The sequence below is a fragment of the Xanthomonas sp. D-99 genome, assembly GCF_017746145.1.
Taxonomy (GTDB): Bacteria; Pseudomonadota; Gammaproteobacteria; order Xanthomonadales; family Xanthomonadaceae; genus Xanthomonas; species Xanthomonas cissicola.
On sequence record NZ_JAGHWU010000043.1, the window covers coordinates 39,977 to 54,037 of the forward strand.

Below are 14,061 nucleotides of genomic sequence, written 5' to 3' on the forward strand. Positions count from 1 at the left end.
ACGGGTGTTCGCCGCTTGGGCCAGCAATGAAGACGGATGCGGAAAACCGCGTTCGAATGTGTAAAGGGTGCTTGACAGTAAGCGCCAGTGGGCGCATCTTGCCTGTCAAGCGTACTTGACAGGCGACAGAGATGCGGCGGCGGCACAGGCAAATGGAATGCAGGCATGACCGCGCAACGCGATGCGCTGTGCGCACGGTTGCCGGGCATGCGCGCAGCGATCGGGCAGCGCGCGTCATGGCTGTGCCGGGGCCGTGCAAATGACAAGCTGCAAACGCAAGGCGCTGCTGCTGTTCTGCGTGGGACTGGTCTTCCTCGGCACTGGGCTGCTCGGTCTGTGGCAGGTGCTGCCGTTAAACAACTACCTTGCCGGGCTCAGCGCCGGCATCGGTGGATCATGCATGCTGCTGTCGGTGCCGATGTGGCTGACGCGCGGCAGCATGCGCGACAGCACCCGCCCTATGCTGGCGCAACGGTATTACCGCGAATTCGGCATCCCGATGCTGTTGTACGTGCTGGTGATGCTGTTCTGGCGCTTTCTGCTTGGGCATGTCGGGTCCAACTGGGCGCGGGTGTTGATCGCCCTGCTGCCGGCAGTGCTGGTGGTACTGGTCATTCGTGCGGTGGCGCGTTACGTGCGCGATTCTGATGAAATGCAACGGCGGATCGAGCTGGAAGCGATCGCCATTGCCGCCGGGCTGGTCAGCGGTGCGTACATGACGGCCGGATTTCTGCAGGCCGCCGAGTTGATCGATGTTCCGGCGAGCGCGGCGATGCTGTGGGTGTTTCCCTTGCTGTGCGCCATCTATGGTATCACCAAAAGCATCCACGCGCGTCGTTTTGAATGAATAGCCGCGTGCGCGAATTGCGCGAGGCCAATGGGTGGTCGCAAGGGGAGCTTGGCGAACGGCTGGGTGTGTCGCGGCAGACGATCAATGCGCTGGAAACCGGAAAATACGATCCCAGCCTGCCGCTGGCGTTCCGTATCGCACGCTTGTTTGGGGAATCGATCGAGCATGTTTTTCTTTACGAAGACGGGCATTAGTTGCCGCGGTCACGTGTGGCCGCATGCAACGTCAGAGGGACAGGCAATACCAGGAGAGAGGACGACGATGGTCAAGCAATCCACAATGGTGGCGACAGTGCTGATCGCGATGCTGGCTGCCGGATGCCAGCGCGCTGCAGCGCCAGCGGCAGTAAACGAGGTTGCAGGAAACTCCACCCCGACAACGCCGGCTACGAGTGCGCCGCAGCCTGCCGTAAACCACCCGCCCGGCAATGCCGCGGGCAATCGTTACGGCACGCTGCTGTTCACCCCGTGTACGCTGAGCTCGGGCAGCGCCGCCGGCAACATCGAAGCGCAATGCGCGAGCTTGCGCGTGCCGGAAAATCCGGCCGCGCCGAGCGGGCGCAGCATCGCGTTGAAGATCGCCTGGCTGGAAAGCGACGCCGGCGGCGGCAGCACGCAGGACCCGGTGTTCTTCATCGCCGGTGGGCCTGGGCAATCCGCCACTGAGGTCGCGGCGATCGTGGACATGGGGCTGCACGAAGTGCGCAAGCAGCGCGACATCTTTCTGGTCGATCAGCGCGGCACCGGTGGCTCGCATCCGCTGGAGTGTCGCGACGCGGCCGGCAAGCCGCTGGCGCTGGACAACAGCAGCGAAGCCACAGCCGAGCAATTGACTGCGTATGCGGCCCGATGCGCCGACGGTTTGCGCAACGACGCCGACCCGCGTTACTACACCACCAGCGAAGCCATCGGCGATCTGGATGCGGTCCGCGCAGCGCTGGGCGTGCAGACGCTGAATCTGATCGGTGCCTCGTACGGCACGCGCGTGGCGCAGCACTATGCCGCGCGTTATCCGCAGCACACGCGCACCGTGGTGATCGATGGCGTAGCGCCAAACGATCTGGTGATCGGCGGCGAGTTCGCGCGCACCTTCGAAGATGCGATCGCGCTGCAGTCTGCGCAATGCCGCCAGCAGCCTGCATGTGCCAAGCGCTTTCCAGTGGATACCGCCACGCAGTTGCGCCAGGTGGTCGAGCGGCTGCGGCAGGCGCCGGTGGCGGTGGACTACCGCGACCCGCGCACCGGTGCCTTACGCCACGAACAGGTCACTGCCGACACCGTGGCCGGCCTGGCGTTCGGTTTCTCGTATGCGCCGGAAACCGCATCGTTGCTACCGTTGGTGCTGGACGAAGCTGCCGCAGGCCGTTACGCCTCGTTGATGGCCTTGGCGCAGATGAGCGCATCGGGCATGTCCGACCGGATGAATCGCCTGATGCAATGGTCGGTGTTGTGCAGCGAAGATGCCGGGCGTTATCACCCACCCGCACGCCAGGACACCACGTTGCTGGGCAACGCGGTCGCCGAGATGTTCTTCGCACCATGCAAGGTGTGGCCCTCCAAGCCGGCCCCGGCTGCCGCGAGCGCCCCGTTCCGCTCCACGTTGCCGGTGTTGCTGCTCTCCGGCGCGCTCGACCCGGTCACACCGCCACGCTATGCCGAGCGCGTGCTGCAGGGACTGCCCAACGGCCGGCATGTGATTGCGCCCGGGCAGGGGCATGGCGTGTTCCGGCTGGGCTGCATGCCCAAGGTGCTGAGCCAGTTCATGCAGACCGCCGATGCCAAGGCGCTGGATACCACCTGCGTTGCCAGCCTCAACACCGTGCCCGCCTTCACCTCGTTCAACGGATGGGAACCATGAGCCGCATCGACCACGCCACGGAGGCGCTTGCATGATCGTCGTCGATACCCTGCATAAGTCGTTCAAGACCAAGACCGGGCTGGTGAAAGCCGTCGACGGGGTCAGCTTCAGCGCCGCCGATGGCCAGATCACCGGGCTGCTCGGCCCCAATGGCGCCGGCAAGACCACCACCTTGCGCATGCTCTACACGTTGATGGCGCCCGATCAGGGCAGCGTCACGGTCGATGGCGTGGATGCCGCCCGCGACCCGGTGACGGTGCGCCGCGCACTCGGGGTGTTGCCGGACGCACGCGGCGTCTACAAGCGTTTGACCGCACGCGAGAACATTGCCTACTTCGGCCAGTTGCATGGCATGTCGCGCAGCCAGATCGCCCAGCGCACGCAGCTGCTGGCCAGCGCGTTGGACATGGACGACATTCTCGACCGCCAGACCGAAGGCTTCAGCCAGGGCCAGCGCACCAAGACCGCGATTGCGCGCGCATTGGTGCACGACCCGCGCAACGTGATCCTGGACGAGCCCACCAACGGCCTGGATGTGATGACCACCCGCGCCATGCGCGGCTTCTTGCAGCAACTGCGTGCGGAGGGGCGCTGCGTGATCTTTTCCAGCCACATCATGCAGGAGGTCGCCGCGCTGTGCGACCGCATCGTCATCATCGCCAAGGGCAAAGTGGTGGCGTCCGGCAGCGCCGACGAATTGCGTGATGCCACCGGTGAACACAATCTGGAAGACGCCTTCGTCAAGGCGATCGGCTCGGACGAGGGGCTGCACGCATGAGCACCGCATCGTTGTTGTCCACGCTGTGGACCGTGCTGCGCAAGGAATTGCGCGACATCTCGCGCGACCGGCGCACCCTGGCATTGGCGTTGCTGTTGTCGCCGCTGCTGTACCCGATCCTGATCCTGGGCATGGGCGCGCTGAGCGAAAGCCGCGTGCGCACGCAGATCGACAAGCCGCTGGAGATCCCCACGCTCGGCCGCAGCAATGCACCGAATCTGGTGCGATTTCTGGCCGCGCAGGGACTCAATGCCGTGGATGCGCCAACCGATCTGACCGCGGCGATTCGCAACCAGGATGTGGATGTGGCACTGCGCATCAGCGACAGCTACGCCGAGGATTGGCGCGCAGGCCGGCCGGCGCTGGTGGAGATCATCAAGGACAGCACCCGCCGCGAGGCCGATGTGCCGAGCATGCGCTTGCAGGCCGCGCTTACCGGCTACAGCCAGCAGGTCGGCGCCTTGCGGCTGCTGGCGCGCGGTATCGACGCGCAGGTGTCCAGGCCCCTGGAAGTCGCCGCGCAAGATCTGGCCACTGCCGAAGCCAAGCGCGGCCAGATGATGGCGATGCTGCTGCCGGTGTTACTGGTGATCACCTCGTTTCTGGGCGGCGCGTCGTTGATTCTGGACGCCACCGCTGGCGAGCGCGAACGCCAGTCGCTGGAGCCGTTGCTGGCCACGCCTGCGCCGCGCAGCGCCATCGTCAGCGGCAAGATCGCCGCGGCCTGCGTGATCGGCATGGTGTCGTTGTTGCTCACCTTGCTCGCTTTCAAGCTGAGTGCGCAGTTGTCCACGTCGACTCTTGGCCGCCAGCTCAATGTCGGTTTCGTGCCGATGCTGCAGATGCTCTTCATCCTGGTCCCGATGCTGTTTGTCGGCACCTCGCTGCTGACCTATCTGGCCGCGGCCGCCAAGAGCATGAAGGAAGCGCAGGCGCATATGACCTGGCTGCTGCTGCTGCCGATGCTGCCGGGCTATGCATTGATGGCCTATCCGCTGAAGACGCAGCTATGGCATTTTGCGGTGCCGTTTCTGGCGCAGAACCAGATGCTGTTGAAGGTGATCCGCCACGAGACCATCAACCTACAGACCTGGGCGGTGTATCTGCTGGCCGGTTTCGGTGTGGCGGCATTGCTGTGGTATGCGGCAGTGCGCCGGTATCACCAGGAGCGCCTGGCGATTTCGGGCTGAGGTTGTTGCGTGGTGGCTGTTTGCTGCAAGTCCCTGCGGCACCCTCCAACGCGAAACACCGACGCTGCACCATCGCCACAACGCAAAAGCCCGCATCGCTGCGGGCTTTGCGTTTCCATATCATCGACGACGCAGGCATCAATCGCCCGGATTGAACGACAGCGTACGCCGCGTGGTCACCGGTGCGGCCACCGGTTCGAAGCGCCAGCGCTTGACCGCGTTGAGGGCTTCGCGGTCGAACACGCGCGGTGGGTTGGCGCGCAGCACGCGCGAGGCGGTGATCGAGCCGTCGGTACCGACCGTGAGTTCCACCAGCACTTCGCCGGAGGTACCCGAACGCAGTGCTTCGGCCGGATAGCGCGGTGCCGGGGTGCTGATCGGACGCAGCGACTGCGCGGCCGGTGCGGCTGCAGCGGCCGCCGGCGGCGCCGGACGCGGGGCCGCCGGTGTGGGGGCCGGCGCTTCGGCCTGACGCCGCGCAGCCGCCTGGCGCTCGGCCTCGGCGGTCTGCTGGCGGGCCGCTTCCTGCTGGGCGGCAATCTGCTGGGCAGCGGCGGCCTCGCGGCTCTGCTGCTCGGCCAGGCGCTTCTGCTCGGCCGCCTGCTTGGCCTTGTCCTCGACCTGCTTCTTGGCCTGCTCGGCATCCTGCTCGGAGCGGTTGGCGGCGGTCTTCATGCCGGTTTCCAGGCCGCTCTTCAGGCGTGGCAGTGCCGGTGCCTGCGGGTCGACCTTCTCGATCAACGCGATCAAACGCTGCGCTTCGGGAAATTCTTCGCGGCTGATGCCTTGTTCGGCGGCGATCAGCGTATAGGGAAGCAGATCGGTCAGCGCGCTGTTGACGGTGGCGTCCTGCGGCTGCTTCTCGCGCAAGGCCAGGTAGTACTCCACCGCGTTGTCGCCGGCCGGGGCGTACATGCGGTTGTCCTGCAGCGCTTTGGTGGCCGATTCGCGCAACTGTTCGGCAGCCATCGACTGCACCTGCGGCGAGACCGCCGTGGCCGGCGTGGGTGCCGTTGCCGCCGGTGTGGCGCCGGTCGCCGGCGTGGCGGTGGCGGCCTTGTCTTCCTGCTTGGAGCAGGCGGCCAGGCCAACCAGCAAAATGACCGGCGCGATCCGGCGTGCCATACGGCCCTGTGTCAGATCCAACATGCGTCCCCCTTACCCCGAGTGCGAAAGATAACGTTGCTGCGGCGAGCGCCGGCCATTGTTCCCGCAATGGACGGCAATGCCGCAATCTAGCATTGCTGGGGCGGTCTGAGCCAAGGGTTGCGCTGCAGATCGCCGAAATTTATCCCGCCGGGGTTGCCATGACCGGCGGGGCCGGCACGCGTGCGGCCGGTTCGGGCAGCGGCGGGGCAGGGCAGTAGCGCTGCAGGAAGTCCGCGTGCGCAGGCAACCGCACCAGCGCCGCCTCCACCCGGGTGCGGATGGTTTCCAGAAAGCGGCTCAGCTCCGCATCGCCCATCAGGTCGGCCACCGGGTGGTGCTGTTGCGGCACCACCCCCTGGCCCAGCATCACCTGCACCCAGGAGTTCTCGGCGAACAGCTCGTTGGCCTGATGGAAGACCCGCCCGCTCTGGCGGAACAACTCCACCCGGTGGCGCAGCGAATCGGGGATGTCCATGGCCGCGCAGTCGCGCCAGAACGGCGTGTCGCGGCGATCGGTGGCGTGGTAGTGCAGGATCACGAAATCCCGGATGTGGGTGATCTCCTGGGCCGCCTGACGGTTGTACTCGGCGATGTCGACAGCGTTGATCACCTGCGGAAAGGTCTGCAGCAGGCGGATGATGCCGCGCTGGATCAGATGGATGTTGGTCGATTCCAACGGCTCCAGGAACCCGCTTGCCAGGCCCAGCGCCACGCAGTTCTTTTCCCATACGCGGTGGCGCTGGTTGGGCGTGAAGCGCAGCGGCCGCGGTTCGGTGAGCGCGCGCCCGGTGAGGTTGCGTTCCAGTACCGCGCGGGCGCCATCCTGGTCCATGTAGCGGCTGGAATACACGATGCCGTTCCCCACCCGGTGCTGCAGCGGAATGCGCCACATCCAGCCGGCCTGGTCGGCGCGCGAACGGGTGTAGGTCACCGGCGGACCCACCGATTCGGTCTGCACCGCCAACGCGCTGTCGGCGAACAACCAGCGCGACCAATCGTCGCTGCCCACGCCCAGCGTCTTGCCGATCAGCAGGCCCGCAAAGCCGGTGCAATCCAGGAACAGGTCGCCTTCCACCCGCATGCCGTCCTGCAGCGTCAGTGCGGTGAGAAAGCCGCTCTGCGCATCGGTCTCCACCTGGCCGATGCGGCCTTCGACGCGGGTGACGCCGAAGCCTTCGCTGAAGCGGCGCAAAAAGCGCGCGTACAGCCCGGCGTCCAGGTGGTAGGCGTAATTCATGCCGCCATTGGGCAGATGCGCGAAGCGGCCTTCCTGCGCCGCACGCAGTTCCAGGCAGTAGTCGCCGAAGTCGCGCGCCACCCCGCGCTGGCGCCCCTTCAACCAGAAATGCTGGAACCCGGCGCTCCAGTGGTCGGTCCCGGCATGCCCGAAGGAATGGATGTAATGCTGGTCCACATCGCGCCAGTGTTCGAAGGCGATGCCGAGCTTGATGGTGGCCTGGGTGGCGGCCATGAAGGCGGCTTCGTCGATTTCCAGCAAGCGGTGGAAGGTGACCAGGCTGGGGATGGTAGCTTCGCCCACCCCCACCGTGCCGATCTCGTCGGACTCCACCAGGGTGATGTGCAGGTGCCGGCCCAGCAATTTCGACAGCGCTGCAGCCGCCATCCAGCCGGCCGTGCCGCCACCGGCGATGACGACGCGGCGTACCGGGCGCTGGTGCGGGTCCGAAGGCGTGGTGTCGGGCATGGTCAAATCCTCAGCGATTCAAGCGTTGCAGCAGCCGTGCACGCAGGCTGCGCGCACGGGCATCGTCCATCGGGGCCAGCACACCGCGCGCGGCATCGGGCAGATGCGCGGCGGTTCTGTCGTCGGACTCGAACACGTAGTGACGGAACACCTCCTGCCAGGTGGCGCGTTGTTCGGTCGGCAGGTCGCGGATGGTCAACAGCGCCAGCATCAGCGCGTTCATCGGCGAATCCATGTAGGCCGGGCTCTGCCGCCACCAGAAATTGATCAATACGTTGAAGCTCTCCAGTGCCTCGACGTGATGCCACCACATGCTGGGAATGAACAGCGCATCGCCCGGCGCCAGCTCGGCAACCAGGGCGTGGTCCAGCGCCTGCGCATAGCGTGGAAAACGCTGCAGGTCCGGTGCGGCGATATCCACCAGGCTGACCGGCTGCCCGGCCGGGGTGAGATCCAGCGGGCCGATGTAGAGATTGGCCAGCTGATCGGGCGGGAACAGGGTAAAACGGCGTCGCCCGGCGACCACGCAGGCCAGGTTGTCGGGCAGGTCCTGATGCGCGGCGATGCGGGTGCGGTTGCCGATCCAGATGCTGGCCAGCGGCTCGCCCTGCGGCAGCGCGATGGGGTGATGCGCACGCAACCCGGGCAGGTAGGTGTCCAGCGTGGTGGAGCCGACATAGATGGCCGGTGGCTGCGCGTTATCCAGGTCGCGCAGCAAGGTGTCCAGCACCACGCCCAACGGCACGCGTTCGGGACGGAAGTTGAAGCCGCTCATGTCCGCGTTGTAGAAGAAGCACCCACCGATCTCCGGTGGTCCAACCTGCGCCACCACCGCCTCGCCGCGGTCGAAGCCACGCAGGTAGGCGGCAGCGGCCTGCGCAGAACTGGCACCGGCGCGGGCCAGTGGCCAGTCGCGCACCAGCCCGCGCAGCACCAGCGGCGCGGTGGAGCTTAGGATGGCCGGGTCCAGCCGTTGCGGGTCCAGGCCGTGACGCTCGTGGATGGCGCGTGGCTCAGCCGGCATGACGGCGGTTCATGCGTTCGAGCAGATGGCGCAATTGCGCAATCGAGGCCACCGCCATGTACAGCGGTTCCAGATCGCCATGCCGGTGCAGTTCGAGCAGCGCCGCGTCATCGAGTGCGCGCAGGCGTTCTTCGTGCACGACATAGAGCCCGGCCAGGCGGCATTCCAGGCCGTTGTTTAAGGTGGCTTCGAACACGAATGGTTCGAGCAGGTCGTAACGCAGCGCACGTTCGACGAATGCCGTGCTGGCCACCAGGCCATCGTGCAGCGTGCGCAGCACTTGGCTGATGTGGTCGAGAAATTCGGTGGTGCCGCCGTGTTCGCGAAACAGCAACTCGCCCTCGGTGCTGCTGACGCGTGGGCTGTCCAGGTCCACATGCACCATCGGCCCATCGGGCTGTTCGCCGATCAGGAACGGTTGGCGCTGAATCGCCAGCGGGACATAGGGCGCATCCCAACGCGCGCCATCCAGGAACAGGTTTTCGCCCAGGCGTAATCCCAGCAACGCCAGCGGCTGGAAACTGCGCTCGCCGCTGCGATGGAACACGATGGGGTATTGCGCCTGCAACTGGCGAAATTCCTGCGGAAAGGTCGCAGCCGACATCACGTCATCGCCGTAGGCGGCGCCGTGTGCGGTGATCACGCGCAGATCGCGGTGATCGAGATTGTTCAACAACACAGCATTGTTCATGGGGGATAGGCACAGCACGCGGGGCGCGTGGCCCATGCTTCAACGAATCGCCACTGCACGGCAAGCCCCGGATGCGTTCACGTCCTTGGGCAGGTGCAACGGCCGTGTACGTTCCCCGGCAGCCAGGCTGCCGGGGAACGTGCGGCTTGCTGTAGCGATGCAGTCAGTCCTGCATCGCCCAAGCGGCATCACCAGAACTTGTAGCGCAGACCCAGCATGTAGCGCGGGCCGGTCTGGGTGGCATAGATGATCTCGTTCTTCTGCCGGCCATGCTGGCGCTGTATTTCGTTGGTGAGGTTGATCGCTTCCAGGCTCAGCGACAGGTTGTCGGTCCACTTGTAGCCGATGTTCAGATCCAGCTGACCATAGGCTTCGGTATAGACCGGGTTGGGCAGGCCGCTGCCGTCGAAGCGCGCAGCCAGGAACTCGTCGCGCCAGTTGTAGGCCGCACGAACCTGCCACTGTCCCTTCTCGTAGAAGCCGACCAGGTTGGCCGAATCGCTCAACCCTTCCAGCGCGAACTGCTCGCCGATCACGTAGTTGTTGTAGGTGAGCCCGGAGTCGACCTTGGTGTAGTTGGCCGACACGCCGAAGCCGCTCTGGCCGAACATGTGCTGCACGTTGAATTCCCAACCATCCAGCGAGGCCGACCGCTGGTTGGCCGGCGCGGTGATGGAGAAGTTGGCGATCGGGTCGCCCGGCTGCCCACTGATCGTACCGGTGGCATTGCCATTGGTGTCGTCGGTTCCGCGGGCCACGCCGGGCTGGCCGGCGAAGTTGCGGAAGATGTAGTTGCGGATGCAGGTCAGGTCGGCGGTGGCGCAGCCATTGGCCAGCGCCTGGTTCCAGTAGGCGCCGCCCACCGGCGTGTGCAGGCCGAGCGAGGTGTCGTTGCGGGTGGTGACGCCGACGTAGTTGTCGATGTTCTTGCGGAAGAACCCCACCGAGGCGTAGCTCGCCTCGCCGTAATACCACTCCAGCGACAGGTCGATGTTGTGCGACAGCAATGGCTTGAGGCCGGGATTGCCTTCCTGGCCGGAGCCGCCTTCGATGCGGCCGATCTGGTTGAGCGTCTGCCCGCCCTGGATGTCGCCCCAGCCGGGCCGGCCGATGGTCTCGCCGTAGCTGCCGCGCAGCACCAGGTCTTCGCGCAGCTTGAAGCTCAGGTCCAGGCTGGGCAGCCAGTATTCGTACTTGCCGCTGCCACCGGAGAACGCCGAGTCGGCCAGCCGGATCGGCAGCTCGTTGTTGGCAACCCAGTCGATGCCCACGGCCACCGGCACCAGCGCCTGTGCCTGGACCTTGGTTTCTTCGTAACGCACGCCGGCGGCCAGGCTGATCGGCACGCGCAGATCGTCCCAGCTATTGCCCCACTGCAGGTAGGCGTTCTTGGATTTTTCGGTCACGCGGCGGTCGGTGGTGAACACCGGCGAGATGCGGTACAGCGACTCATCGCCAGCGGCTTGCGCAGCGGCCTGGCGCACGCGCTCGAAGTCGAACAGGAACAGCTGGTTGAACTGCGCCGGATTGCCGCTGCCGTCGATCGCATCGAAGTACTGCGCGAACGAGCTGGGAATCCACAGGTCGTCCGCATAATCGGCCGCGGTGCCGTTGCCGCCCCAGGTGTCGCGCTGCACATTGGAAAATGCCGAGCGATTCTTGACCTCGGTGCTGCCGATGCCGAACTTCAACTGCGAATAGTTTTCGAAGGTGAAGTCGCCGTTGACCTGCGCCTGATCGATTTCCGATTTCATGTAGCTATTGCGAAACGCCGAGCCGGTGACCAGCGTGCGCGACGGGTCCAGGCCATTCAGCCCGAAGCCAAGCTGCTGCTGCAACACCGGGAAATCCTTGCTGAAATCCACCACCGAGGTGCCGCGGTAGAAGCCGGATACGCCCAGCGAGTTGCTCGACCCATACGGGCTGTCCGCGCCGGCTTCGGCGGTGGAGCGGTGGATGTCGAAGTTGAGCTTGAACTGATCGTTCACCGCCCAATCCACATTGAAACCCAGCGACTTGTTCTGGTTGCGCGTGGCGGCCTGGGAGCCGGCGGTAGCCAGATCGCTGGTGGGCGGATTGACGATTTCAGAATAGGTAATCGGACCTGCGACCGGTCCCTTGGTCCAGGCGCTGGCGGACGGTCCGTAGTTGAACCACACCGACATCTCGTTGCGCTGCTGCTGGATCTTGTTTTCCGAGTAGGTGTAATCCAGCGTGGTGGTGATGTTGTCCAGCGGCTTGTACTGCAGCGTCAACTGGCCGTTGGTGCGCTGGCGTTCGACGCCGACCACGCGGTAGTTGAGGTTCTGCGGCACCGAATAGATATCGTTCGGACCGGGGCGGTTGACGATGTTTTCAGAACCCGGTGTGCCCGGCTGCGGAATGGTGCCGTAGGCGGTGGAATCGCCACGGAATGCGCGCCAGCCATTGGGGACGCCGACCTGGCTGTAGCCGAAGTCGCGTTCCTGGTAGCTGCCGCTCAGCGACACGCCGAAGCGTCCGTCGGCCGAGGTGTTGCTGAAGATGCCGGAGATTTCCGGCGTCAGCGAATCGCCCTGCAGGCGGTCGGGCAGGTTTTCGTTGGAAGAGTCGTGCACGCCCTTGAGGCCCACATTGGCATGCATGCCGGGGTTATCCAGCGGCCGGGCGGTCTTGATGTTGATGGTCGCGCCGATCCCGCCGGTGGGCGTGCTGGCACGGCTGGTCTTGAACACCTCGATGCCGGAGATCGACTCGGACGCCAGGTTGGCGAAGTCGAATGCACGCGAGTTGGAGGCATTGGATTCTTCGATGCTGGCGCCCGGCATCTGGCGGCCGTTCAACAGCACCAGGTTGAAGTCCGGGCCGACGCCGCGCACGGTGACGCGCGAGCCTTCGCCCAGCGAGCGGTCGATCGACACACCGCTGATGCGCTGCAACGATTCGGCCAGATTGGTATCGGGGAACTTGCCGATGTCTTCGGCCACGATGCCGTCGACGATGCCTTGCGCATCGCGTTTGACGTTCATGGACGAGGTAAGGCTGCCGCGAATACCGCTGACCTGGACGGTATCGAGGGTGGCGGGGTCGGCCTGACTGGAACCTGGGACAGTGGATGCCGATTGCGGCGCCGGCGCGGTCTGCGCGGCCAGCGGAGTCGACAAGGCGAACAGCAGGGCAGACGTCAAGCGCCGCGTGCGCGGCAGGGTGCGAGTCTCTCTCACGGTAGTTGCTTCCCCAAACAGAAGATAAGGCCGACCCCAGGCGGGGCAGGCAAAGGTCAATGGAACAATCGAGCATTTGTTAGTGCAGCCTTAACGAAGTCAATTTGCACTGCAGCATCGGCCGCGACCCTATTGCGTCACACATCGTTCCACCGAGCGAGGCGTGCAAAGCATCCGTGCGCAAACGCTTGGCCTTACCATCGCGCCAGGATGGCGGCGTCCCTCGAGATGCGATGGCACCGACCTAGCGGACGCGAGCCTTGATTGCGCAACCGGCAAGCGGATTCGTCAGGCGCAACTGCGTTGCGAGTTCGACGCCTGCATGCTGGGCAGCCGCCTTGTCATATCTGCCGCAACGACCCCACCTTTTGACTGGAGCGCACGATGATCGATCTGTACTACTGGCCCACGCCGAACGGGCACAAAGTCACGCTGTTTCTGGAAGAGGCCGGGCTGCAGTACACCCTCAAGCCGGTCAACATCGGCAAGGGCGAACAATTCGAACCGGCATTCCTGCAGATCTCGCCCAACAACAAGATGCCGGCCATCGTCGACCATGCACCGGCCGATGGCGGCGGTGCGCAGAGCGTGTTCGAGTCCGGCGCGATCCTGCTGTATCTGGCCGAGAAGACCGGCCGCTTCCTGCCGCGCGATGCCCGCGGCCGGATCGCTGCACTGGAGTGGCTGTTCTGGCAGATGGGCGGGTTGGGCCCGATGAGCGGCCAGATGGGTCACTTCAACGTCTATGCACCGGAAAAGATTGCGTACGCGATCGAGCGCTACAACGCCGAGGTGCACCGCTTGCATGGCGTGCTCGACAAGCGCCTGGCCGACCACGCCTTCCTGGCGGGCGACGACTACGGCATTGCCGACATGGCCAGCTATCCGTGGATCGAAGTGTATGGCGACCTCAAGCCCGACTACGCCGCCTTCCCACATCTGAAGCGCTGGCACGACGCCATCGCCGCGCGCCCGGCGACCCAGCGCGCCTACGCGCTCAAGGAGCAGGTCAATCCCAATGCGGGCCAGCCGCTCAGCGATGAAGAGCGCAAGCACCTGTTCGGCAAGCGTTGAAGCAACGTCTTAGGCGCGGATGCGTAACAGTACACGCGCATCAAACGCGCGCGGCACATCAACGGGGCGGCATGCGCCCCTCTCCCACGGGAGAGGGGTTGGGGTGAGGGTACGGCATCGCCGGAGACTGACAGCGACCCCAATTGCGCTCCCTCGCCATACGTAGCGACGCGTTAGTCCCCACCGTCCACAGACATCTCGCGATGCATGCGCATCCCCGGCACCATCAATCCCAACGCGCGCACGCCTGAGCGGCCAACGCCAGGATCGCCGCGCTTCTCAAATCCACAACACCCCCGCATCCTGTGCGCAGTCGTCAGACCGGATCATCGATGCGCGCCCTGTTGGTCACCCTTGCCCTCATGCTCAGCACCATTCCCATGGCCCACGCCGAAAAACTCACCCTGGAGGCCATCACCGGCCCGTTGCCGCTTTCCGGTCCCACGTTGATGAAGCCCAAGGTGGCACCGGATGGCTCGCGCGTGACCTTCCTGCGCGGCAAGGACAGCGATCGCAATCAGCTAGGGAAGGTCTGATCAA

11 protein-coding genes and 1 pseudogene are annotated in these 14,061 nt (G+C 65.2%); 7 read left to right on the top strand and 5 right to left on the bottom strand.

Annotated elements, in window-relative coordinates; all coding sequences use genetic code 11:
* The first annotated feature begins 259 nt into the window (after positions 1 to 259).
* The 5 genes from J7360_RS15230 to J7360_RS15250 all read left to right on the top strand — a co-directional run bounded on the left by J7360_RS15230 (position 260) and on the right by J7360_RS15250 (position 4,675).
* Positions 260 to 847 carry a hypothetical protein gene (locus J7360_RS15230; protein ID WP_007965075.1) on the top strand — a complete coding sequence of 196 codons (588 nt, stop codon included), beginning with the start codon at positions 260 to 262 and terminating at the stop codon, positions 845 to 847.
* On the top strand, positions 844 to 1,044 hold the full coding sequence (locus tag J7360_RS15235) for a helix-turn-helix transcriptional regulator (protein ID WP_022560258.1): 201 nt from the start codon (positions 844 to 846) through the stop codon (positions 1,042 to 1,044). The genes J7360_RS15230 and J7360_RS15235 overlap by 4 nt, the downstream gene beginning before the upstream one ends.
* Positions 1,045 to 1,111: 67 nt before the next feature.
* Complete coding sequence (locus J7360_RS15240) at positions 1,112 to 2,707, top strand: alpha/beta hydrolase (protein WP_057660715.1); 1,596 nt, start codon at positions 1,112 to 1,114, stop codon at positions 2,705 to 2,707.
* A gap of 31 nt (positions 2,708 to 2,738) precedes the next feature.
* Positions 2,739 to 3,485: an ATP-binding cassette domain-containing protein gene (locus J7360_RS15245; RefSeq protein WP_057660711.1), complete on the top strand. Its 747-nt coding sequence runs from the start codon at positions 2,739 to 2,741 to the stop codon at positions 3,483 to 3,485.
* Positions 3,482 to 4,675, top strand: coding sequence for an ABC transporter permease (locus J7360_RS15250; protein ID WP_089142393.1), 1,194 nt, complete (start codon positions 3,482 to 3,484; stop codon positions 4,673 to 4,675). Before J7360_RS15245 ends, J7360_RS15250 begins: the two co-directional genes overlap by 4 nt.
* Positions 4,676 to 4,813: 138 nt before the next feature.
* On the opposite strand, the gene J7360_RS15255 is transcribed toward J7360_RS15250, so the two are convergent.
* From J7360_RS15255 to J7360_RS15275, 5 genes are all read right to left on the bottom strand, one after another.
* Positions 4,814 to 5,824, bottom strand: a complete 1,011-nt coding sequence (locus tag J7360_RS15255) for an energy transducer TonB (protein ID WP_057660704.1) — start codon at positions 5,822 to 5,824, stop codon at positions 4,814 to 4,816.
* A gap of 139 nt (positions 5,825 to 5,963) precedes the next feature.
* Complete coding sequence (locus tag J7360_RS15260) at positions 5,964 to 7,529, bottom strand: tryptophan halogenase family protein (RefSeq protein WP_057660701.1); 1,566 nt, start codon at positions 7,527 to 7,529, stop codon at positions 5,964 to 5,966.
* A gap of 10 nt (positions 7,530 to 7,539) precedes the next feature.
* Entirely contained in the window at positions 7,540 to 8,553 is a 1,014-nt protein-coding gene (locus J7360_RS15265; protein WP_209034177.1) for a cupin-like domain-containing protein, read from the bottom strand.
* On the bottom strand, positions 8,543 to 9,244 hold the full coding sequence (locus J7360_RS15270; protein WP_033481139.1) for a SapC family protein: 702 nt from the start codon (positions 9,242 to 9,244) through the stop codon (positions 8,543 to 8,545). Before J7360_RS15270 ends, J7360_RS15265 begins: the two co-directional genes overlap by 11 nt.
* A gap of 188 nt (positions 9,245 to 9,432) precedes the next feature.
* Positions 9,433 to 12,447 (bottom strand): TonB-dependent receptor, encoded by a 3,015-nt coding sequence (locus J7360_RS15275; RefSeq protein WP_209034179.1) that lies wholly within the window; start codon positions 12,445 to 12,447, stop codon positions 9,433 to 9,435.
* 384 nt (positions 12,448 to 12,831) lie between these two features.
* Here J7360_RS15275 and J7360_RS15280 point away from each other — a divergent pair, with 384 nt between their 5' ends.
* The gene (locus J7360_RS15280) at positions 12,832 to 13,521 is read left to right on the top strand and encodes a glutathione binding-like protein (protein WP_007965057.1); all 690 of its coding nucleotides are present in this window, start codon (positions 12,832 to 12,834) and stop codon (positions 13,519 to 13,521) included.
* 332 nt (positions 13,522 to 13,853) lie between these two features.
* Positions 13,854 to 14,045, top strand: a pseudogene (locus J7360_RS15285) (hypothetical protein); the annotation flags it as partial.
* Positions 14,046 to 14,061 lie beyond the last annotated feature (16 nt).